General features: G+C 70.8%; 19 protein-coding genes and 1 pseudogene. 18 read left to right on the plus strand and 2 right to left on the minus strand.

Annotated features, from left to right (window positions below; translation table 11 throughout):
* Window positions 1-134: 134 nt before the first annotated feature.
* Together GQF42_RS33700 and GQF42_RS33705 are read left to right on the plus strand one after the other, a co-directional pair.
* Window positions 135-2792: an MFS transporter gene (locus GQF42_RS33700; RefSeq protein ID WP_158926275.1), complete on the plus strand. Its 2658-nt coding sequence runs from the start codon at window positions 135-137 to the stop codon at window positions 2790-2792.
* A 310-nt stretch (window positions 2793-3102) separates the two neighbouring features.
* Entirely contained in the window at window positions 3103-3591 is a 489-nt protein-coding gene (locus GQF42_RS33705; RefSeq protein ID WP_199272888.1) for a GNAT family N-acetyltransferase, read from the plus strand.
* Between the two features lie 227 nt (window positions 3592-3818).
* On the opposite strand, the gene GQF42_RS33710 is transcribed toward GQF42_RS33705, so the two are convergent.
* Window positions 3819-5021 (minus strand): metallophosphoesterase, encoded by a 1203-nt coding sequence (locus GQF42_RS33710; RefSeq protein WP_158926277.1) that lies wholly within the window; start codon window positions 5019-5021, stop codon window positions 3819-3821.
* Between the two features lie 474 nt (window positions 5022-5495).
* Between GQF42_RS33710 and GQF42_RS33715 the strand changes: the two genes are divergently transcribed.
* The gene (locus GQF42_RS33715) at window positions 5496-6095 is read left to right on the plus strand and encodes a cation diffusion facilitator family transporter (RefSeq protein ID WP_158926279.1); all 600 of its coding nucleotides are present in this window, start codon (window positions 5496-5498) and stop codon (window positions 6093-6095) included.
* A gap of 77 nt (window positions 6096-6172) precedes the next feature.
* Here GQF42_RS33715 and GQF42_RS47755 read toward each other — a convergent pair.
* Window positions 6173-6274: pseudogene (locus GQF42_RS47755) on the minus strand (phosphorothioated DNA-binding restriction endonuclease); the annotation flags it as partial.
* 672 nt (window positions 6275-6946) lie between these two features.
* Between GQF42_RS47755 and GQF42_RS33720 the strand changes: the two are divergent.
* From GQF42_RS33720 to GQF42_RS33790, 15 genes are all read left to right on the plus strand, one after another.
* On the plus strand, window positions 6947-9199 hold the full coding sequence (locus GQF42_RS33720) for a heavy metal translocating P-type ATPase (RefSeq protein WP_158926281.1): 2253 nt from the start codon (window positions 6947-6949) through the stop codon (window positions 9197-9199).
* Entirely contained in the window at window positions 9196-9729 is a 534-nt protein-coding gene (locus tag GQF42_RS33725) for a copper chaperone PCu(A)C (RefSeq protein ID WP_233273538.1), read from the plus strand. The genes GQF42_RS33720 and GQF42_RS33725 overlap by 4 nt, the downstream gene beginning before the upstream one ends.
* A gap of 464 nt (window positions 9730-10193) precedes the next feature.
* Entirely contained in the window at window positions 10194-10946 is a 753-nt protein-coding gene (locus GQF42_RS33730) for an aspartyl/asparaginyl beta-hydroxylase domain-containing protein (protein WP_158926283.1), read from the plus strand.
* Window positions 10947-11174: 228 nt separating this feature from the next.
* Entirely contained in the window at window positions 11175-12530 is a 1356-nt protein-coding gene (locus GQF42_RS33735; RefSeq protein WP_158926285.1) for an MFS transporter, read from the plus strand.
* 110 nt (window positions 12531-12640) lie between these two features.
* Entirely contained in the window at window positions 12641-13702 is a 1062-nt protein-coding gene (locus GQF42_RS33740; RefSeq protein WP_158926287.1) for a beta-ketoacyl-ACP synthase III, read from the plus strand.
* On the plus strand, window positions 13699-13941 hold the full coding sequence (locus GQF42_RS33745) for an acyl carrier protein (protein ID WP_158926289.1): 243 nt from the start codon (window positions 13699-13701) through the stop codon (window positions 13939-13941). The genes GQF42_RS33740 and GQF42_RS33745 overlap by 4 nt, the downstream gene beginning before the upstream one ends.
* Before the next feature lie 41 nt (window positions 13942-13982).
* Window positions 13983-14891, plus strand: a complete 909-nt coding sequence (gene scoE / locus GQF42_RS33750) for a (3R)-3-[(carboxymethyl)amino]fatty acid oxygenase/decarboxylase (protein ID WP_158926291.1) — start codon at window positions 13983-13985, stop codon at window positions 14889-14891.
* Window positions 14888-15385, plus strand: coding sequence for a (2E)-enoyl-ACP glycyltransferase (gene scoD / locus GQF42_RS33755; protein ID WP_158926293.1), 498 nt, complete (start codon window positions 14888-14890; stop codon window positions 15383-15385). The genes scoE and scoD overlap by 4 nt, the downstream gene beginning before the upstream one ends.
* 17 nt (window positions 15386-15402) lie before the next feature.
* Entirely contained in the window at window positions 15403-16980 is a 1578-nt protein-coding gene (locus GQF42_RS33760) for a fatty acid--CoA ligase (RefSeq protein WP_158926295.1), read from the plus strand.
* 32 nt (window positions 16981-17012) lie between these two features.
* Window positions 17013-17258: a phosphopantetheine-binding protein gene (locus tag GQF42_RS33765; protein ID WP_158926297.1), complete on the plus strand. Its 246-nt coding sequence runs from the start codon at window positions 17013-17015 to the stop codon at window positions 17256-17258.
* Between the two features lie 5 nt (window positions 17259-17263).
* Window positions 17264-21562: a non-ribosomal peptide synthetase gene (locus tag GQF42_RS33770; RefSeq protein WP_158930880.1), complete on the plus strand. Its 4299-nt coding sequence runs from the start codon at window positions 17264-17266 to the stop codon at window positions 21560-21562.
* Window positions 21563-21652: 90 nt separating this feature from the next.
* Window positions 21653-22693, plus strand: coding sequence for an ABC transporter substrate-binding protein (locus GQF42_RS33775; protein ID WP_158926299.1), 1041 nt, complete (start codon window positions 21653-21655; stop codon window positions 22691-22693).
* 68 nt (window positions 22694-22761) lie between these two features.
* A complete protein-coding gene (locus tag GQF42_RS33780; RefSeq protein ID WP_158926301.1) occupies window positions 22762-23736 on the plus strand; it encodes a FecCD family ABC transporter permease in 975 nt (324 codons plus the stop codon).
* A 34-nt stretch (window positions 23737-23770) separates the two neighbouring features.
* Window positions 23771-24571, plus strand: a complete 801-nt coding sequence (locus GQF42_RS33785) for an ABC transporter ATP-binding protein (RefSeq protein ID WP_158926303.1) — start codon at window positions 23771-23773, stop codon at window positions 24569-24571.
* 245 nt (window positions 24572-24816) lie between these two features.
* Complete coding sequence (locus tag GQF42_RS33790) at window positions 24817-25548, plus strand: hypothetical protein (protein ID WP_158926305.1); 732 nt, start codon at window positions 24817-24819, stop codon at window positions 25546-25548.
* Window positions 25549-25621: the final 73 nt, after the last annotated feature.

Raw genomic sequence — 25621 nt, forward strand, 5'->3', positions numbered from 1 at the left:
GAGGGTGCCGTGCGCTCGCACGGTGGACGGGGTCCGGTGAAGCGCCCCCACGACGACCTGGTGGACCGCACGTACACGAGCCTCGGAGCCGGGCAGTGCCCGGGGGGCGAGGCGAGGCAAGGAGATTTGCACGCATGACCATGTCCGCGTCCCCGGCCCGCGGGGGAACCGCAGAGATATCCGCGCCACCACCGCCGGCCGGCAGACTCACGCACCGCCAGATCATGACGATCCTCAGCGGCCTGATGCTGGGGATGTTCCTCGCGGCGCTCGACCAGACCATCGTCAGCACCTCGATCCGAACGATCGCCGACGATCTGCACGGTCTCAGCGCGCAGGCGTGGGTCACCACCGCGTACCTGATCACCTCCACCATCAGCACGCCGCTGTACGGCAAGCTGTCCGACATCTACGGCCGCAAACCCTTCTTCCTCGCGGCCATTTCGATCTTCATCGTCGGCTCGGCGGCCTGTTCGTTCGCCACCTCGATGACGGAGCTGGCGGCCTTCCGGGCCTTCCAGGGCATCGGCGCGGGCGGCCTGATGGCACTGGCGCTGGCGATCATCGGTGACATCGTGCCGCCGCGCGAGCGGGCCCGGTACCAGGGCTACATGCTCGCGATGTTCGGCTCTTCCAGCGTGCTCGGCCCGCTCATCGGCGGTTTCCTGGCGGGCCGCGGCAGCATCCTGGCCATCACCGGCTGGCGCTGGGTCTTCCTGGTCAACGTGCCGGTCGGCATCGTCGCGCTGTTCGTCGTCGCCAAGGTGCTCAACCTCCCGCACACCCGGCGCGACCACCGCATCGACTGGTGGGGCGCCGTGACCATCGCCATCGGTGTGGTGCCCCTGCTGCTCGTGGCCGAGCAGGGCCAGGACTGGGGCTGGACCTCCACCAAGGCAGCCGTCTGTTACGGGGTCGGCGCGGTCGGCCTGATCGTGTGGGTGCTGGTCGAGCGGGCCATGGGCGAGGAGGCCCTGATCCCGATGCGGCTGTTCCGCAGCGCGGTCTTCAGCAAGATGAGCCTGCTGTCCGTCATCATCGGCATGGGCATGTTCGGCGGAATGATGATGGTTCCGCTGTACCTGCAGATCGTGAAGGGTGTCAGCCCCACCAAGTCCGGCCTGCTGATGCTGCCGCTGATGATCGGCATGATCGCCGGCACCATCGTGGTCGGACGCATCATCCAGCAGACCGGCAAGTACAAGATCTTCCCCGTCATCGGGACCGTGCTGATCATCGCCGCCATGCTGCTGTTCCACTACCGGGTGCAGTGGAACACGGCGCTGCCGGAGACCATGGCCTACATGGCGCTGTTCGGCATTGGCCTCGCCGGCTGCATGCAGATTCTGACGCTGGCCGTGCAGAACGCGGTCGAGCCCAAGGACATGGGTGTGGCGACCGCGTCGGCCACCTTCTTCCGTCAGATGGGCGGCACCGCCGGTACCGCGATCTTCCTCTCCGTGCTGTTCAGCACCGTCGGCGACAAGATCAGCTCCGCCTTCCGGTCCGCCGCCCGGACGCCCGCGTTCCAGGCCGCGCTCCATGACCCGGCCGTCCGGGCCAACCCGGCGAACGCGCCGGTGCTCGAGATGCTCAAGCACCCCGCGGCGAGCGGCTCTGGTGGCTCGGGCGTGCTCGACGACTCCTCGTTCATCCAGCGGCTCGACCCGCGTCTGGCCCAGCCGTTCAAGGCCGGCTTCACCGACTCGATGCAGCTTGTCTTCCTCATCGCGGCGGCCGTGATGGTCCTGGGCTTCCTGGTCGCGGTGTGGACCAAGGAGGTGCCGCTGCGCAAGGTGTCCGGGCTGGAGGCGCAGGCCGCGGAGGAGAAGGGCGGCCCGGCTCTGGAGCAGTCCGCTCCGGCGGTCACCGCTCCGGCGGTCACCGCTCCGGCGGTCGCCGCTCCGGCGGTCACCGCGCCGGCCATGGTGGAGCGCACGGTCGCCGAGCCTGCCGCGGACGCCGTCCGGCCGGTTGCCGAGCAGCCGGTCGCCGACCGGTTCGAACCGGTGCCCGGCGCCGCGACGTACGGCGTGCGCGGCCGGGTGCTGGACGGCATGGGCGCGCCCGTGCCGCAGGCCGTCATCACGCTGATCGACATCAACGGACGGCAGCTCGGCCGCGCCGTCAGCGGCGTGGACGGGAGCTACTCGGTGGACGTCGCCGGTCCCGGCACCTATGTGCTGATCGGTGCCGCCGGTGCCCGCCAGCCGCAGGCCGTCACGGTGGTCGTCGGCGATGAACGGGTCGAGTGCGACCTCGCGCTGAGCGGCACCGTCGCCCTCACCGGCTCCGTCCGGGACGCCGTCGACGGACAGCCGGTGCCGGGCGCTCTGCTCGTCGCCACCGATGTGCGCGGCGAGGTCGTGTCCTCCGGGACGTCGGCCGCCGACGGAGCCTTCACGCTCACCGAACTGGTCCCGGGCAGCTACACGCTCGTGGTGAACGCGGCCGGACACCGCCCGGCCGCTCTCCCCGTCGACGTCACCCCGGGTGCCACGGAACCCTACGAGATCCGCCTCGAACCCGGTGCCCGGCTCCAGGGCGTGGTCAACGGCGCCACCGGCCGGCCGCTCGAGGACGCCAAGATCACCTTGCTGGACTCGGCCGGGAACGTGGTCGGCACCACGATCACCGGCTCCGACGGCGTGTACGGGTTCACCGACCTCGACGGCGGCGAGTACACCGTCATCGCCAGCGGCTACGCCCCCGTCGCCGCGTCGCTGCGCCTGGACGGCAGTGGCGTGACCGGCTTTGACGTCGAGCTGTCCCACCAGGACGGGGCTAGGTAGCAGTCGCCGCCGGCCGCGGGCAGAGCGGGGGATCCGGGATCGGTTCCCCGCTCGCGCGGCGGCAGGAGCGGCATGTGTGCGGACGGGCCGGTGCCCCGCCGCCCGAAGTGCGGGAGGCCCCGACCGGGCCTCCCGCACTCGCATCCGGGCCTGACCGACCTGCCGTGCCGCCGGGGTCTGTGATTCCTGTGTGATGGTTGGTGATACGGCGAGCCCCGTCGGCAGCCGTTCCCGGGAGCGGCGCGGGAACGCCTGCCCGAGCAGCGGACCCGCCGCAGGGAGGCACTTCCCGGTGCGAAATACTCTCCTGGTGAGTTCACGCACTTCTCCGGTCAGCCAGCCGGTCACGATACGGAGGGCAGTCGCGCGGGATGCCAAACGGCTCACGCGGCTCGTGCGTGGCTCAGGCGCCTACCAGGGGAAGTACTCAGCCGCAGTGGCGGGCTACCGGGTCGGTCCTGACTACATCGAAGCCCACCGCGCCTTCGTGGCCGTCGGCGCCGACGAGCATGACGGCCGGGTCATCGGGTTCTACTCGCTCGTCCTCGCTCCACCGGAGCTCGATCTGCTGTTCGTCGCCGACGAGGCGCAAGGACGTGGAATTGGACGGCTGCTCATCGCGCACATGCAGTCCGAGGCCCGTGCCGCCGGGCTCGACCGTGTCGAGGTCGTGTCGCATCTTCCCGCCGAGGACTTCTACCACCGCGTCGGTGCAGTGCGGACCGGGACCGCGCTCGCGAACCCGCCCGCCGTGCCGTGGGACCGTCCCACATTCGAATTTCGCATTCCTCAGGAATGACGCGGTGTGCCGGTTCGCGGGGCATCGGCTTCACCTGCACGGTGGCTGGCGTGCAGGAGCCGGTGGCGGAGGCGGCGGAGGTCCGGCCGTAGGCCGACTGCAGGTCGCTGGGGCGTAGCCGGTGGGGAGTCCGTGCAGGATGCGCAGCCCTTCTCAGGGGTGCCGGCGCACTGCAGCATCGCCAGGCGGAACCTCCGGCCCGACCAGCGCTACGGCGTGGGGAGGCCCTACGGGGAGCGGAGTACGAGCAGGGTGATCTCGCTCGGGGCGAAGACGCGGAAGGGCGGGCCCCAGAAGCCGGTGCCACGGCTGGTGTAGAGGAGGGTGCGGGTGCCGTGGCGGCTGAGGCCGGCGAGGGCGGGCTGGTCGATGCGGACCAGGTGGTGGAAGGGCCAGATCTGGCCGCCGTGGGTGTGGCCGGAGAGCTGGAGGTCGACGCCGCCTGCTGCCGCCCGGTCGACGAACTTGGGCTGGTGGGCCAGGAGCAGGACGGGGTGGTCGGGGTCGGCGCCGTGCAGGGCTCCGGCGAGGTGGGCGCCGTGGCCGGCAAGGCCGGAGGACTCGGCCGTGACGTCGTCCACGCCGGCGACCACGAGGGTGTCGCCACCGCGTTCGAGCAGCAGATGGCGGTTGCGCAGCGGCTCCCAGCCCAGCTCGTCCATCAGGTCGACCCAGCCCTGGGCCTCGCTGTAGTACTCGTGGTTGCCGGTGACGTAGACCCGGGCCCGGGTGGCCTGCACGGTGCCCAGTGGGGCGGCCTGGGCGCGGCGGCGTTCGGCCGTGCCGTCCGCGATGTCTCCGGTGTGGCAGACCAGGTCGGCCTTCAGCGTGTTGACCGTCTCGCAGACCCGCGCCGACCAGCGGGCGCGGTCGAGCGGCCCGTAGTGGGTGTCGGTGATGAGGACGACACGCGTGCCGTCCAACCCGGCCCCCAGGCGCGGAAGTTGCACGTCCAGGCGGCGTATCCGTGGTACCCGGCGGGCCTCGGCGTACCCCCAGGTGAGCAGTACGGCGGTCACGCCGAGGACCGCCCAGGTGGCGATCCGGGCCCGGTCCTGGCCGCCGCCGACGCCGGTCACGGTCAGGGCGAGCCGCAGCGGGACGCCGAGCACGACGGACCAGGCGAACAGGGTCCAGATGGTGCCCAGCAGGGTGTCTCCGACGATCGCCGCCCAGTCCTGCTGGCGTCGGCCGTGGCCGCGCACCATCGCGAGCGGCATACCGATCAGGCCGAGGGCGAACAGGGCGGTGCCGGTGAGCGTGACAGGGAGCGGCCAGCGCTGGCCGGTGTGCAGCAGCAGCCAGCAGGGCACGGTCCACAGCAGGACGGGGGCGATCAGGGGGAGGTAGCGCATCAGGCGGTGCAGTCGACTCTGCTGAGTCGTGTGCGCTGCACCGTCGGCGGATCGGGTTTCGCTGGTGTCGGTCACGCTTCCCCTCCTCGAGCAACCAGGCTGCCGTCGCGCGCACTGTATCCGGCCGTCCCGGGCCAGTTGGACGGACGGGGTGCTCATGGCGGGCAGCCCCATGTGGCGAGGTCGGCGATCTGCTGAAGAGTGGCAGTTCGGCCGCCGCACCGGCGAACTCGAAGAGTTCCGGGAGCACCGAGTCGGCTGCGCCGGCCGGCGACTCGACCGCCCGTGGCCTCGGCGTCGCCGGGCTGATCGCCGGCGTGCTGGGGCTGGCCGCGGCCGCGTTCGCCCTCGTCCGTGGTCGCTCCACCGGATCCCGGGCCGAGTAACGCGCAACGCCCCACCTGCCCTGCCCACGATCTCGTCGGCAGGGCACCGACTGCCGTGTCCTGGGCCGCCGGTGGGAGTGGTGGCACGCACACTCTGGTGGTGGCGTGTACGGCCGGACCCTCGACTCTGCCTGGGACTGACCAGACCTGGGAGACTCCAGCGGTGACCACGTTGGATGATGACGCGTCCCGCAAGGCCCTGCTTCGCCGTGGCTTCGCGCTGGAGTACACGACACTCGGCTGGAACGTGATCGGCATCGTCGTCCTCGCGGTGGCGGCCGTGTCGGCACGATCGGTCGCGCTGGCCGGATTCGGCCTGGACTCCCTGATCGAGATCGGTGCCTCGACCGTGGTGATCTGGGAACTGTCCGGCACCGGTGAGGCCCGTCAGCGCCGTGCGTTGCGGCTCATCGGCATCGGCTTCGCTGCCCTGGCCCTCTATCTGCTGGTGCAGTCCACCTGGGTTCTGTCCGCCGGTTTCCACCCGCGCACGTCGCCGCTGGGCATCGGCTGGACCGCGACCACCGCCGTCGTGATGTTCGCCCTCGCGTTCGGCAAGGCCCGCACGGGCGCCGCCCTCGGCAACCCGGTGCTGTCCACCGAGGGCCGGGTGACGCTGGTCGACGGCCTGCTTGCCGCAGCGGTCCTGCTCGGTCTGGCCGTCAACGCGGCGTTGGGCTGGTGGTGGGCCGACCCGGCTGCCGGGTACGTACTCGTCTACTACGCGGTCCGTGAGGTGCGGGAGATCTTCGCCGGAGACTGACCTGGCAGTCGATGCTGCGCGAGGTGATCGGAAAGGGACGGCCCCGGGCTGGTTCCGTCTCGGCTGATCCCCAGCGGTCAGGCAGTCGTGGCCGGGCGGGGTTCGCCGTGCAAGACCTGGCGGGCGTGCCAGTCGCGGTGAGTGCCCTCGCCGTGCACCGGCTCGGCCTCCCGGACCGGCTCACGCCGGCCGACCCGCCCTGGGCGCCGGTGCGCGGGAAGGTCCTGTTGACGGCCCGGATCCCGATGCCGACGTTCCTGACCGCATTCACGGATGCCTTCGAGGCTGTCCTGGGTTCGGTATCGCGAGGGCGGATTCCGGAATGGGGCGGAGACTTTCCGAACGCGGTATTCGCAACCCTGCGCCGCGCATTGCAGAACCACCGCTCCGCTTGGGGTGCCCCTTCCCGTGCGACTTTCCTGAAGACGAGTCCGCGGAAGGCATGCGTGCGCGCGGTCCCGACGAGCCGATCGCCCCGCCGAACGCCCTCTCGCGTGACGCGCGGCACATAGCCGCTCCGGAACTCGGCGCGCTACCGGCCCGACTACTGAACCGGTACGGCGCGATCCGAGTGACGCTGTACGACGTGACCTGGAGACGCGCTTGATGGACGAGTCCCGGCAGTCCCCCTTGACCGGCAGTGGTGCGGCCTTGCGGAAAGCGACACCTCCGCCCGCGCTCTGCGGCTTTCTTCTCTTGCTGGCCCTGATCTTCACCGTGTCCTACGCCGTTGGCACTGCTGCCGGTCCCGTCGCACCCGGCATGCACGGCAGCGGCACGAGTCGCGATGGCGGCGGGGCAGGCGGCGGAGGTACGGATGAGATGGGCGGCATGCAGGGAGGGCACGGCTGATGGGCGCGGAACCGGTGACCGCCTTGGTGACGACCGATCTGACCGTCGGCGGCATGACCTGCGCCGCCTGCGTGACCCGGGTCGAGAAGAAGCTCGGCAAACTGGACGGTGTCACGGCGACGGTGAATCTCGCCACCGGCCGGGCTCGCGTGAGTCATCCGGCGGGGGTCGGTGTCGACGAACTCGTCGCGACGGTCGAGAAGGCCGGTTATACGGCTGCGCGACCCCAGCCGCCCAAGGAGGAGCCGCGCGAGGGAGCGGACGGGGATACCGAGGAGGCTCGGCACGAGCGTGCCCGGCTACTGGTCACGGCCCAGCTCGCGGTGCCCGTCCTCGTGCTGTCCATGCTGCCCGGCCTCCAGTTCCGCAACTGGCAGTGGCTGTGCTTCGCGCTCGCCGCCCCGGTCGCCGTGTGGGGCGCCTGGCCCTTCCACGTACGGGCGGTGCGCGGGCTGCGGCACGCGGCTGCCACCATGGACACGCTCGTGTCCCTCGGCGTCGTGGCCTCCTTCTCCTGGTCGGCGTACGCGCTCTTCCTCGGGGGAGCCGGCGATCCCGGTATGCGGATGCCGTTCAGGCTCGTCCCCACTGCCTCGGACGGCGTGGCGCACATCTATCTCGAAGCGGCCGTCGGCGTACCGCTGTTCGTGCTCGTTGGGCGGATTTTGGAGGCTCGGGCCCGGCGCGGGACCGGGGCGGCGCTGCGGTCGCTTGCCCAACTCGCGGCCAAGGAGGTGTCGGTACGGGAGCGCGGTCGCGAACGACGCGTTCCCGTAGAGGAGTTGGTATCCGGACAGATCTTCGTCGTGCGTCCCGGGGAACGGGTCGCCACCGACGGCGAGGTGGTCGAGGGCAGTTCCGCCCTGGATCTGTCCCTGGTCACCGGGGAGAGCGAACCGGTGGAGGTCGAGCCGGGCTCGGCCGTCGTCGGCGGGGCCGTCAACTCAGGTGGGATGCTGCTCGTACGGGCCACCGCCGTCGGCGCCGACACGCAGCTCGCCCGGATCACGAAGCTGGTGACCGAGGCACAGGCCGGCAAGGCGCGGGCGCAGCGGCTGGCCGACGCGGTCGCCGGTGTCTTCGTGCCCGTCGTCCTGACACTGGCCGTCACGACGCTCGGGTTCTGGCTCGGGGCCGGGGCCGAACCGCAGGCGGCCGTCACCGCGTGCGTGGCCGTCCTCGTCGTCGCCTGCCCCTGCGCACTGGGCCTCGCGACCCCGACCGCGCTGATGGCCGCGACCGGCCGGGGCGCCCAACTGGGCGTCCTCGTCACCGGCCCGCAGGCGCTGGAGGGGCTCCAGCACCTCGACGCCGTCGTCCTCGACAAGACCGGCACGCTCACCTCCGGCCACATGAGCGTCGCTCGGGTCACCGCCGTGCCGGGCGGGCTCGGCAGCGACGCGGTGGTGCGGTGGGCGGGGGCGGTCGAGCAGGGTTCGGAACATCCGCTCGGGAGAGCGATCAGCGCGTATGCGAGTCGCGCCGGGCAGGGGCTTCCGGACGTGACCCGGTTCAGTGCTCTGCCGGGGCGGGGCGTGCGTGGCCGGGTCGAGGGACGACTGGTCGAAGTCCTCGCTCCGGACGGTGAGTTGCCCGCGGCTCTCGTGGACGCCCTGCCCGTCGCCGAAACCGCCGCCCGCACTTCGGTACTCGTCCGGGTGGACGGCACTGCCGAAGCCCTGATCGAGGTCGGTGACGTCGTACGACCCGGCAGCTACCGTGCCGTCGACCGGCTGCGGCGCCTCGGGGTGCGCCCGGTGCTCGCCACCGGTGACCGGGAGGCGCCCGCCAGGGCCGTCGCACAGGACCTGGGCATCGATGACGTGCACGCCCGCTGCACCCCCGAGGACAAGGCCGATCTCGTACGGGACCTGCGCGAGCAGGGCTACCGGGTCGCGGTCATCGGAGACGGCGTGAACGACGCCGCCGCGCTCGCCGGAGCCGACCTCGGGATCGCCATGGGCAGCGGCACCGACGTCGCGATCGGAGCCGCCGATGTGACGCTGGTGCGCGGGAACATCGAGGCCCTCGCGGACGCGGTACGGCTCTCTCGCCGCACGCTGGACACGATCCGCACCAACCTTGCCTGGGCGTTCGGCTACAACGTCGTGACCGTGCCGCTGGCCATGGTCGGCCTGCTCACCCCGATGCTCGCCGCGGCGGCCATGTCGGTCAGCTCGCTGCTGGTGGTCGGCAACAGCCTGCGGCTGCGCACCTGGCAGCCCTCGCCCGCCCGGAGGCGTACCCGATGAGCGCGATGGCAGAACAGAACCACCCCTGGCGGCTGTCCCGGCGCCGGCTGACCGATGCCCTGCTCGCCGCGCTCGCGCCCGTCGCCGCGTGCTGTCTCGCCCTCGGCGGGCTGAGCGTGTGGACCGCCTACGGCAACGCGGGCAGCCCGGCCCGGATCACGGTCACCGGGGGACGGGTCTTCCTGCCCTACGGCGGCGTGCCGGAGACGGCGGCCTTCTTCCGGATCAGCAACAGCGGGGGCTCGGTGGACCGGTTGGTGAAGGTGACGTCCGAGGGGCCCGGCGGTGCGACCACGCTCAGCCGCCACCGCATGACCGACGGCCGCTCGGCGTATGCCCAGACGGTGGAGTCGGTCGCCGTCCCGGCCGGCGGCAGCCTCGCGATGTCCCCGAGCAGCCTTGACGTGACGGTCCCGGCGACGACGCGCCGGCAGGCCGGCGATCTGGTCCCGTTCACCCTGCACTTCGAGCACAGTGGGGCGGTGCGGACTCTCGCGGTGGTGGTGCGTCCGGGACAGGACGGCACCTGACGTCCACTCTCGGATCGGTTCCGACCGGTTCCACGGCCAGACGTGCTGGCCGGCGGCTACGCCTGGCTGGGCCGACACCACCGTGGTCCGTCGAGCCGACGACGACGTGTCGCCAACTGCCGTCGGATCAGAGGAAATTCGCCCGGAACCCGGGAACTCGACCCCACCGGCGCCCGACTACTGGTTCGACAGCGCAGCCCAACACCTGCCGACCACCGTGCGAGGCGGGCCGGGCGCGGAACTTCGGGCGAAGGTGGTTCGGCACACGTGAGACGCAGACGTCTGTCCCGCGCTCTGTGGCTGCTGGAACGCGAGGTGGGCAGTGCCGCCGCACACGGGGTCGGTCATGGAGTTCGAGCGCCGGGGGACGGTGCTCCGGACGTCGGCCGCCTCCTCATGAACCTGGCCGGCCTCGTGACCCCGACCGGCGGAACACCACCGGTCGTTCAACTCCGGAGAGCCGTGTGACACCAGAGATGGAGAGTGCATTCGCCGCGATCAGGGGCGAGTTCGGTGCGGAATCGATCGCTCGGGTCGAGCGGATGCTGGAGCCGGGCGGGAGCGAACGGCATCCGTTGCAGAAAGCGGCGAAGTGGATCATGCCGGGACTCTCTTCCACTCCCTGGCACGATCCTTACGCCTATGCCGAACTGGCGCCCGTCGTCCATGCGCTGGAGGTGCGTCATCAAGCGATCAAGGAAGAGCTGAATTCGGCATGGGCTCAGCGCCGGGAGGAATTCTCGGACTACGAGCACTATCTGACCCGCCAGGACGACTGGCAGGCCCTCTACCTCTTCCGTGGCGGAGGTCTCGTCGAAGATTCGGCCGCCACGGCTCCCACCGCTTATCAGGTGGTGAAAGACGTTGCCGTCGACACGGAGAGGATATGCCCGCTCCTGGAGTGTCACTTCTCCACCCTGTTGCCGGGCGCCGTCATCGAACCCCACTGCGACCTGTGGAACTTCAGCATCAACCTGCATCTCGCCGTGGACATCCCCGACAGGTGCAGCATCACGGTCGCCGGGGAGACGCGCACCTGGGAGGAGGGGAAGTGCCTGCTCTTCGACTACTCCTTCGAGCATGAGGCGCGCAACGCGGGCGACCGCCCGCGAACCTGCCTGCTCATCGACCTCTGGCATCCGGAGACCACCCTGCCGGAACGACGGGCGCTGGTGGCTCTGATCACCGAGATCCGCAGGCTGATGGGGGAGGGCTGAATCGGGGTAGAAATTCAGCCTGGGAAATCCCTGGATTATCCTCACCCGGCAGTTTTCGACTGCCGGGCCGGAGCGCTGTCCCGATGGTCCTGAACGGGCAATGCGTGCGCAGAAGTTGGGCATTCCCAAGTCCGATCCGGGATGCTACGGTGACGGAAAACGATCGACTGTTTGAATTTCCTTCCGTGGAAATTCCGGATTCTGTAATTCCGAGGGGGGAGACGGATGATGTCCCTGCTTGTTCTGGCGTTGGGGCAGTTCGTCATCTCGCTCGACCACAACATCGTGTACGTCGCCCTGCCCGACATGGGCGCAGGGCTGGGATTCTCCGACCACGACCTGCAATGGGTCGTGAGCGCCTACGTCGTGACCACCGGAGGCTTCCTGCTGCTGGGCGGCCGGGCCGCCGACCTGCTCGGTCGGCGCCGGATGTTCGTCCTCGCGTCGCTGCTGTACGCGGGGTCGTCGCTCATGGGGGGCCTGTCCGAGTCACCAGGCGTCCTGGTCGCCGTGAGGGCGGTCCAAGGCATCGGCGGTTCCCTGCTCTTCCCGGCGACGCTGTCCCTGATCAACACCCTGTACGACGAAGGGCCCGCCCGAAACCGGGCCCTCGCGGTATGGGGTGCCGCCGGAGCCGGCGGGCTCTGTTTCGGGTCTCTGCTCGGCGGGGTCCTGGTGGAGGCGTTCGGCTGGCCGTCGGTGTTCTTCGTCAACGTGCCCGTGGCGGCGGCCCTCGCGGTGGCCGGGCGGCTGCTGTTCCCCGCCGACGGGTCGCGGGACCGCTCACGGCGCTTCGACGTGACGGGCGCGCTGACCGCGACGGGCGGCGTCACGCTCCTGGTGTTCCTGCTGGTCCAGGCTCCCGCGGAGGGCTGGGGCACGCCCGCTGCCCTGGTGAGCGCCGCGCTTGCCCTCGGGCTGCTCACGCTCTTCGCCGTCGTGGAGACGCGGTCCCGGGATCCCCTCGTACCGGCCAGGCTGTTCGCCCACCGCGGGCTGTTCGCGGCGATGGGGGTGACGGCTCTGTTCAGCGCGACCTTCAGCTCGGTGCCGTACTTCCTGACGCTGTACTTCCAGAGGGTCCACGGGTACAGCGCCGTCGCGACCGGGCTCGCGTTCCTCGTACCCGCCGTGGTGGTGGCCGTCGGCACACAGGCCGGCGAACGGGCCGTATCAGCCTTCGGGGTGCGCCGCTTGCTGGTGGGCGGCATGGTGCTGGGCGCCGCCGGGGCCGGCGCGCTCGGGCCGGCGCTCACCTCGGACGGTTCGTACGTCCGGCTCCTGCCGGGGATCGTGCTGCTGGGTCTCGGGCAGGGCGCGGCGTGGACGGGGATGTGGATCGCCGCCGCGGCCGGGGTGGCCCCCGGTGATCAGGGCATCGCCTCCGGTATGGCGTCGACCGCCCTCCAGGTGGGCGGCGCGGTGGGCCTCGCCGTGCTGGTCGCGGTCGCCGGCGGTGTCGGACAGAACGCCTCCGGCCCCGGGCTCCTCGACGGCATCCGTACCGCCGTGTTCGCGATAGCGCTCGGCATCGGGTGCGGTGCGCTGGCGCTCCTCGCTCGCACCAGAACCACAGGCCCCTAGATCCTCCAGATCCTCCCTTCTCGACTTCGTCTCTCACATCCGGGCTGCCCGGTCCGTCCTCCGTCACGCCAGGAATGCCAGGAATGCCAGGAATCTCAGAAGAAAACCCCATGTCCACTGCCGCTGCCGGTCCTTCTGCCCCTCCGGCCGCCGTCCTGTGCGCGCTGGCCGGATGGGTGCCCTCCCGAGTGCTGACCAACGAGCACCTCGCCCGACGGCTCGACACCGACGACGCCTGGATCCGCACCCGGACCGGAATCCGCCGACGGCACGTCGTCGATTCCGGACAGGCGACCTCCGACCTGGCCGTCGAAGCCGGCCGCCGAGCCCTCACCTCCGCCCGGACGGACACCGTGGACGCCGTCCTCGTCGCCACGACGACCCCCGACCACACCTGCCCGGCCACCGCGCCCGCCGTCGCGGCTCGGCTCGGTCTGACCGGCGTGGCGGCCTTTGACATCAGCGCCGTGTGCACCGGATTCGTCTACGGACTCGCCTCGGCCGCCGGGCTGATCGCGGCCGGACTGGCCGAACGGGTCCTGCTGATCGGCGCGGACACCTACTCCACGATCGTGGACCCGCTGGACCGGGCCAACGCGATCATCTTCGGAGACGGCGCCGGGGCGGTCGTCCTGCGCGCCGGACGCCCCGACGAGCCGGGCGCGGTCGGCCACTTCGACCTCGGCAGCGACGGCGCCCACGAGGACCTGATCAGGGTCGGGGCCGGCGGCTCCCGGCAGCGCTCCCGACCGGGTGAACCCACCCACGAGGAGCGGCACTTCGCCATGCGGGGCAAGGAGGTCTACCGCCACGCGGTGACGCGCATGGCCGAGTCCGCACGCGCCACCCTGACCCGGGCAGGCTGGAAGGCCGACGACGTCGACCACTTCGTACCCCACCAGGCCAATCTGCGGATCCTGCACTCGGTGGCCGACGACCTCGGTATACCCCGTGAGCGCTGCGCGACCCATGTCGAATCCGTAGGCAACACGGGCGCCGCCTCCATCCCGCTGGCCCTGGCCGACACCGCCGCCCGCCAGGCATTCCGACCCGGCGACCGGCTGCTGCTCACCGCCTTCGGAGGCGGCCTCACCTGGGGCTCCTGCCTCCTGACCTGGCCCGCGCTGCCCGCGCCCACCCCACCCGACCGAGAAGAACGGACAACGTCATGAGCACCACCACCTACGAGCAACTCGTCGTGATCCTACAGAAGTTGCACGACACCCCCGTGGACCGGATCCGTCCGGAGGCGACCCTCGGCGCACTGGACGTCGACTCGCTGACGACGGTCGAGATCGGCATCCGCATCGAACGCGACCTCGGCGTGGCGGTCGGCGACGACGAACTCCGGCCCGACCTCACCCTCGGCGACGTCGTCGGACTCATCGACGCGCGCAAGGCGGCGGTCTGACCCCCGCCCGCCCCTCCCAACTCCCCGAAAGGAACCGTCCCATGCGGATCATCGAACAGCCCGGCAACGCGATCGGCGTGACGGTCGAGGGCTTCGACCACACCGCCGCCTCGGGCGCCGACATCGACGCGCTCAAGAGCGCCGTCCACACCAAGAAGATCGCTGTCCTGAAGGGCCAGGACCTCTCTCCCCGGCGCTTCCTCGAACTCGGCGAGCAGCTGGGCCGCCCCGAGACCTACTACGAGCCGATGTACCACCATCCCGAGGTCCCGGAGATATTCGTCTCCTCCAATGTGCCGAAGAACGGAAAGCAGGTCGGCGTGCCCAGGACGGGCAAGTTCTGGCACGCCGACTACCAGTTCATGCCGGACCCCTTCGGTATCACCCTGATCTACCCCCAGGTCATTCCGGAGAAGAACCGCGGCACGTACTTCATCGACATGGGCCGGGCGTACGAAAGACTGCCCGAGGACCTCAAGAAGGAAATCGCCGGAACGTACTGCCGGCACTCCGTCCGCAAGTACTTCAAGATTCGCCCCCACGACGTCTACCGGCCCATATCCGAGATCATCGAGGAGGTCGAGCGGAGGACCCCGGCCGTCCGCCAGCCGACCACCTTCACCCATCCCATGACCGGTGAGACGGTCCTCTACATCAGTGAGGGCTTCACCGTCGGCATCGAGGACCAGGGCGGCAAGCCGCTCGACGAGGGCCTCCTGCGCCGTCTGTTCGAGGTCACCGGCCAGCTCGACGAGACCTTCGAGCACGACAACATCCATCTGCAGAGCTTCGAGCAGGGCGACCTGCTGGTCTGGGACAACCGCAGCCTCATCCACCGCGCCCGGCACACGACCACGCCCGAGCCGACCGTCTCGTACCGCGTCACCGTGCACGACGAGCGCAAGCTGCACGACGGGATCAGGCCGCATGACGGGATCAAGACGGCGTGACGGACGAAGCTCTGCTGGCGAAGGTGCTGACGCCGTACAAGGAACACTGTAAATACCTGCGTTCGGCCGTCGTCACAGAGAGGGACGGACGTGCTTCTGCTCGCTGCGAGTTCGCGATCCCCGAGTCGTGCTACATCGACGACACCGGGCACCTGAATTCCGTCGAGGCGAACATCTGCTACAACCAGATGATGTATTACCTGGTGGCCAAGTCCGTTCAGGAAGGACTCGGCGCGGGGTTCGAATCCTGGACGCTCGACGACTTCTGGAGGCATCAGCTTCCGGACATCCTGATCGCGCGCTTCACATCGCATTTCCGGCGGCCCGTCAACCCAGGTGCATTCTCCGGGGAGATGGAATTCCGGACCGTCACCCGACGTGCCCCGGCCGGCGGCAGCCCGTTCCTGCACGCGGAGACCGCCTTCCGCTACCGGGACGCCGACTCGGGCCGCTGCGACGGCGAGGCGACCCTGGCGATCGTCAACATTTCCTGACCTGAGGCGAGAGATCCATGACCACGGACCGGCTCTACCACCCGGAGCTTCAGACGCTCGTCCAGACCACGAGCTTCCACGCGCGGCACCAGCCGGAGACCCCCGCGGTCCTGTGCGAGGGCCGCACTCTGACCTACGGGCAACTGCACCGTGAGAGCAACCGCGTCGCCCATGCGATCCAGGCCGCGGGACTCACGTCGGGCGACCGGGTGGCGTACCTCGGCAAGGAGTCCGAGCACTACTACGAGGTTCTCTTCGGCTGTGCCAAGAGCGGCACCGTCCTGGTTCCGGTCAACTGGCGGCTGACCGCACCCGAGGTCGGTCACATCCTGCGCGACTCCGGTACCCGACTGCTCTTCCTGGAGGGCGAGTTCGGATCCGTCCTCGACAAGATGCCGGCCGAGCCGCCCGAAACGGTCGTCGGGCCGGGGGAGTCTTTCGCCGGGGCCTTCGCGGCCTGGAAGACCCCCCACCTCGACACCGCCCCTGCGCCGTTGAACGTCACCCCGGACACGCCGGTCGCCCAGCTCTACACCAGCGGTACCACCGGACTGCCCAAGGGCGTCGTACTCGCCCACCGCAGCTTCTTCGCCATCCGGGACGCCCTGGCGGGCGAGGGGCTGGACTGGATCGACTGGCGGGCCGGGGACATCGCGCTGATCGGCATTCCCGGCTTCCATGTCGGCGGCCTGTGGTGGGCCACGCAGAACTTCAACGCGGGCACCACCGTCGTCGCGATGCGCGCCTTCGCCGCCCGCCAGGCCGTCGACCTCATCCGCGACCTCGGCATCACCACCGCCTGCGTCGTGCCCGCCATGCTCCGCATGATGCTGACCGAACCCGCGGTCAGCGCCAAGGACTTCACCACCCTGCGCAAGACGGTCTACGGCGGCTCCCCGATCTCCGAGGCCCTCCTGGAGGAGAGCCTCGCAGTCCTGGACTGCGAGTTCGCCCAGATCTACGGCCTCACCGAGACCGGCAACACCGCCGTCTGCCTGCCCCCGGCCGCCCATGTCCCCGGCGCACCGCTCATGCAGGCGGCGGGGCACCCCTATCCGGGTGTGCGCGGCAAGGTGATCGACGGCCAGGGGCGCGAACTGCCGCCGGGCGCGGTCGGCGAGGTCTGCCTGGCCACGCCCGCCCACATGGTCGAGTACTGGGGACTGCCCGACAAGACCGCCGAAACCCTCGTCGACGGCTGGATCCACACCGGGGACGCCGGCTGCATCGACGAGGACGGCTACATCTTCATCCGCGACCGCATCAAGGACGCCATCCTCGTCGCCGGCGAGAACGTCTACCCGGCCGAGATCGAGAACGTGCTGGAGGGCCACCCCGGCGTCGCGGAGGCCGTCGTCGTCGGCGCCCCCGACGTGCGGTGGGGCGAGTACGTGCACGCCTTCGTCGTCCCCGCCCCCGGGCACCAGCCCAGCCCCCGTGACCTGCACACCTTCCTCGTCCCACGGCTCGCGAGCTTCAAGCTGCCCGCCCGCTACGAGTTCATCGACAGCGTTCCGCGCAACCCCAGCGGCAAGATCCTGCGCCGGGAACTGCGCGACCGCTTCTGGGACGGCTCCGCCCGCAAGGTCAACTGACCGGCCGCCGAGGACGATTGAGAGAGACCGACATGCCTGCTCCCCTCACGCTGGAGGCCTTCCGCGCGGACCTGGCGGAGTTCCTGTACCAGCAGCCCGACGAAGTCGACCTGGAAGAGAACCCCGTCCACGCGGGGTTGGACTCCCTGCGCATCGTGACCCTCATCGAACGGTGGCGGGAGAGCGGCGCGGGCGTGACCTTCGTCGAACTCGCCGAGTGCACCTCGTTCGCCCAGTGGTGGCAGCTCCTCTCCGCACGGCGGGAGGCCACCACGTGAGCGCGCTGAGCCTGCGCCATCCGCTGCTGGCCGCCCAGGAGGGCATCTGGACCGGCCAGCGGCTCGACCCGGACAGTCCCGCGTACAACACGGCCGAGTACGTGCACATCGACGGACCGGTGGACACCGGAGTCCTCGACGCGGCTCTTCACCACGTCGTCGCGGAGACGGAGGCCCTCAACGTCACCTTCGCCGCCGACGACCAGGGTCGCCCCTGGCAGACCGACGCCCCGGTAGGCGACTGGCGCCTGCACACGGCGGACCTCACCGGCGAACCCGACCCGCACACGGCGGCCCTGACCTGGATGGACCAGGACATGGCCCGCCCCGTCGACCTCGCCCGCGACCCCGTCTTCGGCCACGCCCTGCTCCGCATCGCTGCGGACCAGTACATCTGGTACCACCGCGTCCACCACATCGCCCTCGACGGCTTCGGCCTGTCGCTGGTGGCCCGCCGGGTCGCCCAGGTCTACACCGCCCTCATGGCGGGCGAGCCGGTGGAGGGCAGCGGCTTCGGCACCCTGGCCTCGGTCCGGGAGGAGGAACGCGCCTACCGGGAGTCGGCCCGCTTCGCCAAGGACCGCGCCTACTGGGCGGACCGGTTCGCGGACCGGCCGCCGGTCGCGACCCCGGCCGGCCGTACGGCACTGCCCGCGCGCAGCTTCCACCGGCGGGTCGCGGACCTCGACGCAGGGGAGACGGAGGCCCTGCGCGCCGCCGCCCGCGACCTCAAGGCCACCTGGTCCGAGGTGTTGCTGGCCGTCACCGTCGCCCACCTGCACCACCTGACCGGAGAACCGGAGATCGTCCTCAGCCTCCCGGCGATGGGACGTCTCGGCTCCGTCTCCCTGCGCGTCCCCTGCATGGTGCGCAACATCCTGCCCCTGCGCATCGCCGTCACCGCCTCGGACAGCGTCCGTGACCTCACGGCCCGGGTCTCGGCCGAACTGCGCGCCGGACTGCCCCACCAGCGCTACCGCTACGAGCAACTGCGGCGCGACCTCAAACTCGTCGGCGGACAGCGCCGGCTGTCCGGCCCCGGCGTGAACATCATGCCCTTCGAGTACGACCTGCGCTTCGCCGGACACCGCAGCACGGTCCACAACGTCTCCGCGGGCCCCGTCGACGACCTGGCCGTCAACGTCTACGACCGCTCCGAGGGCGCCGGACTGCGCATCGCGGTGGACGCCAACCCCGACCTCTACGACGAGGCCGACGTCACCGCGCTCCAGAACGGGCTGCTGTCCCTGCTCCGGGCGGCCGTCGCCGACCCCGACCGGCCGCTCGGTGACCTCTCGGCACGCAGCTCCACCGTCACCGTCGTGGACGGGGGACCACTGCCTCGCCCTGCCCGCCAGGTCCTCAGCCTGATCGCCGACCACGCCGCCCGGCGCGGCGGAGCCGTCGCCGTCGAGCACGGCGGACGCCACGTCACGTACGCGCAGCTGTTCGGCGCGGCACGCGATCTCGCCCGCCGCCTGGCCGCCCGCCGGGTCGGCCGCGGCGACCTCGTGGCCGTCGCCCTGCCCCGCGGCATCGACGCGATCACCGCCATCCTCGGCGTCCTGCTCTCCGGCGCCGCCTACAGCCCGCTCGACCCGACGGCACCCCCAGTGCGCAGGGCGGAGCTGCTGGACAACGCCCGGCCCGCGCTCGTGCTGACGACCAGCGCCCACGCCGCCGACCACACGGGCAGTGACGTACTGGCGCTCGACCAGCCTGAGTCCGGCCCCGGACAGCCCACTGCACCGGCGCCCGCACCGGACGACCTCGCCTACGTCCTGCACACCTCGGGCTCCACCGGACGCCCCAAGGGCGTCGAGACCGACCACCGCGCCCTCGCCCACTTCGTCACCGGCGCCACCCACCGCTACGGCCTCCAACAGGCCGACCGGGTACTGCAGTTCGCCCCGCTGCACTTCGACACCAGCGTCGAGGAAATCTTCCTCACGCTGTGCACGGGGGCCACGCTCGTCGTCCGTACCGACGACATGACCGACTCGGTCCCCGCGTTCCTGGACGCCTGCGCGCGTCTGCGGATCAGCTTCCTCGACCTTCCCACGGCGTACTGGCACGAGCTGGCCTACGCGGTCTCGACCGGTGCCGCCGCGTTGCCCGCCGAGGTGCGGACCGTCGTGATCGGTGGCGAGGCAGCACTGCCCGAGCGGGTCGACCGCTGGCGCAAGGCCGTCGGCACGTCGGTCCGGCTCCTGAACACCTACGGCCCGACCGAGGCGACGGTGGTCGCCACCGTCGCCGACCTCCACGACCCTTCCCTCGCCCCGGGAGACGTCCCCATCGGGCTCCCGCTCCCCGGGACCCGCGCCGCGGTCGTCGACGGCGAACTCCACCTGCTGGGCGACAACCTGGCCGTCGGCTACCGGGGCGACGGGATCCCGGACGCCACCCGGTTCTCACCCCTCGCCGCACTGACCGGAGCGCCCCGCGCCTACCGCACCGGCGACCTGGTACGGATCAGCGACGACGGACAGCTGCGCCACCTGGGCCGCTCGGACACCGAGTTCAAGATCAGCGGACATCGTGTGCACCCGGCCGAGGTCGAGAGCGCCCTCCTGGCCCACCCGGCAGTGCGCGACGCCGCCGTCGTGGGACAGGTGCTGGACGACGGGAGACGACGACTCGCCGCGTACGTCGTTCCCGACGGGCCGCCCCCGGCCGCGACGGCGATCAGAGATCACCTCCGGGCGACGCTGCCCGCGGCGATGGTCCCGTCGGCTGTCGAGTTCCTGGACCGCCTGCCCCGGACGAGCACGGGAAAGACCGACAGGATGGCACTCTCCGCCCCCGCACCCCGCACACAACCAGCCTCGCCCGGCGCCGAGTTGGAGCAGACCATTACCGCCGTCTGGCAACAGGTGCTCGGCGTCGCCACCCTCTGCGCACAGGACGACGTGTTCGACCTGGGAGCCCAGTCCCTCCAGGCCATCCAGGTCGCCAACCGCCTCGGCACCGAACTCCGCCGTGACATGAAGGTCGCCTGGATCTTCCAGCACCCGACACCGGCCCAGCTGGCCGCGTACCTCGAAGAGGAGGCACCGCCGACCGCTTCCGGCCTTCCGGCGTCCCTGCTCGCAGACTCGGTCCTCGACCAGGGCATTCGTCCCGGCGGCGGCCCCCGCCCGGATCGGGCACCGCACAGGATCCTGCTCACCGGCGCCACCGGCTTCGTCGGCGTACACCTGCTCGCCGAACTCCTCACGACCACCAGCGCGGAGGTCGTCTGCCCCGTCCGCGCCCCGAGCCCCGCCGACGCCACCGCCCGCGTCCACCAGGCTCTCGACACCCACCGGATCAGCCTCCCGGACGCGGCACGCACCCGCATCACGGCGGTTCCGGCCGACCTCGCCCGCCCCCGCCTCGGACTGGACGAGGAGCTGTTCTCCGAACTTGCGCGAACCTGCGGAGCGATCTTCCACAACGGCGCGACCGTCAGCATCATGCGCGAGTACGGCACCCTCCGCGCCGCCAACACCGAGTCCACAAGGACCCTGCTGCGCATGGCGGCCGTGCACGCGACCCCGCTGCACTTCGTCTCGACGCTCTCCGTGGCCCCACCGCTCACTCTCAGCCCGGAGGTCCCGGAGGCGTTCCTCCCGCCCCATCCCGGACTGCGCTACGGCTACCAGCAGTCCAAGTGGGCCGCCGAGCGTCTGCTGGAACAGGCCGCCGAGCGGGGCCTGCCGGTCACCGTGCACCGGCTCGGCCGGGTTGTCGGGCCTGCCGCCACGGGCTACGTGAACGAGCGGGACTTCCTGTGGAGCGTGCTGCGCGCGGGCATCCCCGAGGGCATCGTCCCCGACCTGTTCGAGGAGGAGATCTGGACACCGGTCGACCACGTCGCCCGGACCCTCGTCCACCTCTGCCTCGGACAGCGCACGCCGGGCGCCGTCGTGTTCAACCACGCGGCCACCGCCCCGGTCCGGCTGAGCGATGTCTACGACTGGCTGGAGGAGTACGGCTACGTGCTGCGCCGCCTGCCGCTGACCCGGTGGCGCGCCGGGCTGCCGCGCTCCTCCGAGGCGGCGCAGAGCATGCTCGCCTTCTTCGACGCGACGGACGCCACGCACCGAACAGGCGTGACGGCTGATGACGCGACCGGACCCGACCTGCGCCTGGGGCGCATCCGCGCCGAGAACGTCGTAGGCGGCCTGTACGGCAGCGACATCACCTCCCCGCCCGTCGACCGCGACCTCGTCTTCCGCTACCTCGACCACTGCGTCACCACCGCAGCGCTGCCCGCTCCAGCCGGAAAGCGCGGTCATCACCCGTCTCGCTCGAAGTAGTGGGGAACCTCCGGGAACTCACGCGCTGCGCCCCCCGACTACTGCAACAGAACCCGTCACCTCACGAGCACCCCTCAGCAAGGAGCCAGCATGTCGAAGAAACGGCCGGCCGCCGTCGCCCTGGCCGGGGCCCTCTGTCTGGTCACCGCGGCATGCGGCTCCTCCACCGACAAGGCGGCCGGCACCGGTGGTGACGCGTCCGCCGCGGCCGCGAAGTCCGGCTACCCGGTGACCCTCGACAACTGCGGGGTGTCCGAGAAGTTCACCAAGGAGCCCAGCCGGGTCGTCGTCATGAACGGCGCCTCGGTCGCGGAGGTCTCCACGCTGCTCTCCCTCGGCCTCGGCGACCGGATCGTCGCCAACCAGCAGCACTACGGCATGTCCGAGGTTCCCGGCCGCGTCGACACCATCAAGAAGCTGCCCACCGGCAACGTGAAGCAGAACGACGCCTACGACATCCCGCGCGAGGCGATGATCGGGCTGCGCCCGGACCTGGTGCTGTCCACGACGTCGTACGGCTTCGACGAAAAGAACGGCTTCGCCACCCGCGACCAGCTCAAGCAGGTCGGCGCCAACACCTACGTCTCGCCGCAGGGTTGTACCCAGGACACGTCGAAGATGACCGTCGCCGACAGTTACCGGCTGCTGCGCGACATGGGGAAGATCTTCGACAGGAGCGACCGGGCCGAGCAGCTCGTCGCCGCCTCCCACAAGCACGTCGCCGACGTCTCCGCGAAGGTCAAGGGCGAGAAGCAGCCCAAGGTCATGGTGCTGTTCTCCAACATGGCCATGGGTGGCAACGACTTCAGCTCGGTCGTCGCCAGGGGCATCTACAACGACATCCTCACCAAGGCCGGGGGCAGCAACGCCTTCGCGAACGCCTCCAGGACCTCCTTCGCCGACCTGAGCAGGGAGAAGGTGGCCGCCACCGACGTCGACGCCCTCGTCGTCATCGGCTACAACGACCCCGACCCGGCGGCCTACGCCAGGAAACTGCTGAAGGAGTTCCCCCAGTGGCCGGCCGCGAAGAACAACAAGTACGTGACCCTGTCCGACTCGATGTACCTCGGCCCCAGCAACGACCTGGCCGTCGAGAAGATCGCGAAGATGCTGCACCCGGGCAAGTTCTGAGCCCGCTCCTGCGCCGCCTGGGACTGCCGCTCGCGGTCGCGGGCCTGCTGGCCGTCCTCGTCGCGGTGATGGTGGTGGCGGTGAGCATCGGTGCCGTCGACATCCCCGTCGGTGACGTGTGGGGCGTTCTCCTGCACCATGTCACCGGCCGGGGCGCTGCGGGTGATCCGGCGCTGGACCAGATCGTGTGGACGTTCCGGGCGCCTCGTGTCGCCCTGGCCGCCGTGGTCGGCGCGGGCCTGGCGGTGGCCGGCGCGGTGCTCCAGACCCTGGTGTCCAACCCGCTCGCCGACCCCGTCGTCCTCGGCTTCTCCTACGGTGCCTCGCTGGGCGCCGTCCTGGTCATCACCCTCGGCGGCGTCGCGCTCGGCGGACTGGGCGGCATCGGAGTCTCGGGCGCGGCTTTCGCCGGTGCCCTGGCGGCCGGTGCCCTGGTCTTCGCGCTCGGGCAGCGGCGGGGCCGGCTGGCCCCGACCCGGCTGGTGCTGGCCGGAGTCGCCGTCGGCTACGTCCTGTTGTCCGTCACCAGCTTCGTCCAGCTGCTGGCGACCCCGACCGAGCTGCGGACGGTCATGTTCTGGATGCTGGGCAGCGTCGCCGGGGCCCAGTGGAGCCAGCTGCCCGGCGTCACGGTGGTGGTCCTGGCGAGCACCGTGCTGCTGACCCTCTTCGGGCGGCGGCTCAACGCCCTGCTGGCCGGCGACGAGTCCGCCACCGCGCTCGGCGTGGACGTCAACCGGCTGCGCGCCGTCCTGCTGGTGATCAGCGCGCTGCTCACCGGCACCGTCATGGCAGTCGCCGGCGGCATCGGCTTCGTCGGCCTGATGATCCCCCACCTGGTCCGGCTCACCATCGGCGCCGACCACCGCAGACTCCTGCCACTCACCGCCCTGCTCGGTGCCGTCTACCTGGTGGTCGTCGACCTGCTCTCCCGTACCCTAAGCCGCCCCGACGAACTGCCGCTGGGCATCCTCACCGCCCTGCTCGGCGCCCCCTTCTTCCTGTGGCTGCTGCGCCGCAACAAGGCTCTGGACACCGTATGAAGCCCCTGAAGCCACGACGAGGGCCGGACACCGTATGAAGCTGACCGTGGACCACCTCCACATCACCCTGGACCGCAAGCCGATCCTCCACGATGTGCATCTGGAGGCCGCCAAGGGCGACATCGTCGGGCTGGTGGGCCCCAACGGCAGCGGCAAATCCACTCTGCTCCGCACGGTCTACCGCTCACTGCGTCCGGCCGCCGGAGTGGTCAGGGTGGGCGACGACGACGTGCGGGAACTTTCCGCGCGCACCGCAGCCCGCCGCACTGCGGCCGTCCTCCAGGACGCCGCTACGACGGCGGGTCTCACGGTGACCGAGATCGTGTCCCTGGGCCGTACGCCCCACCACGGCCTGCTGGGCCGCGACGGCGCCGAGGACCGAGAGGCCGTGGCCGAGGCGGTGGCCCGGTGCGGCGTCGGCCCCTTCGCGGACCGCGACTACGCCACCCTCTCCGGCGGCGAACGCCAGCGCGTCCTGCTGGCCCGCGCCCTCGCGCAGCGCCCCCAGCTCCTGGTGCTGGACGAACTCACCAACCACCTCGACATCCGCGCCCGGTTCGAGCTCCTTGACCTGATCCGCAGCACCGGCATCACCACGCTCGCGGTCCTGCACGACCTCGACCTCGCGGCACGGCTCTGCGACCGTCTTGTCGTCCTCCACGAGGGTGAGGTGGTGGCGGCGGGACCTGTGCTGGACGTCCTGACCCCGGACCTCCTCCGTGACGTCTTCGGCGTAGTGGGCGGCGCGGAACGCCATGCCGACGGCGTCGTCCGCATCACCTACGCCGCCCAGCCGCTCGCCCGCGACAGGGAGCCGGAACCCGTGGACCACTGAGCCGGGGTCAAAGGCCGCGTGACTCGTACTGGATCCCGGCCGACGCCCCGGCCGAGGTGACGGCGTCACCGTCGGGACGGTTCCCTGCCGATGCAGTTCCCGCAGCCGGGCAAGGTGCTGCACATCCTTCGCCAGGGCGCGGGTGCCGTCACCTGACCTGAGTGCGTGCGCACGGTGAACGGAGGCAAGCCGATATCCGTACCCACCGGTGATCACGGAAGTGCGGATGCAAAAATGAGGCCGCTATGTCTCCCGGGTGGTGTTCTCGCACGGTACGGGCCGCGGTGTTCGCGGCCTGCTGTGTGCTGCTCGCCGCCCTGGGCCACGTCATGATGTCGGGAACCGCGGTGCCCTGGTGGGCCATGACCGCGGGCCTGGTGGTGACCGGCGGCGCGGCATGGCCGCTGACCGACCGTGAGCGCGGACCGTTCCTTGTGGTCTCCGTCGCGGTGGCCGCGCAGACGGTGCTCCACTCCTCCTTCGCGCTCGCCCAGGCGGTAGTGCATCCACAGCCGTCCGCCGACGGGTCGCTCGTCCGGCAGTGGCTCGGCTACCTCCTGTGCGCTCCACCGTCAGGACAGGGCGCGGAGCATGGCGCCATGTCGACGCCGATGTCGATGGGCTCCATGGACATGGACATGGGTTCCATGCACGCCATGCACTCCATGGGGACAGCGGGTTCCATGAGCCACGGCATGGGCGGCATGTCCTCGACCGGCATGCTCGCCGCCCACCTCCTGGCCGCACTCCTGTGCGGCTTGTGGCTCGCCCACGGCGAACGCGCGGCCTTCCGTATCCTGCGGGCCCTGGCCGGCTGGCTCGTCGCGCCCCTGGGCCTGCTCCTCAGCCCGCCCGCGCCACCACACCGGCCACGCGTCCGTGCACGCCGAGCGGGTTCGGACCGGGCTCCACGCCGCCTCCTTCTCACCCACGCGATCACCTCTCGGGGGCCGCCAACGGGGTTCGCTGTCGCCTGACGACAGCCGGTTCCCCGAGGCCGTTCGCGCAGCCGTCGTGCCGTCGCGCCGTCGACTTCCCGCCTCGGGCATC

It is taken from the genome of Streptomyces broussonetiae, assembly GCF_009796285.1.
GTDB lineage: Bacteria > Actinomycetota > Actinomycetes > Streptomycetales > Streptomycetaceae > Streptomyces > Streptomyces broussonetiae.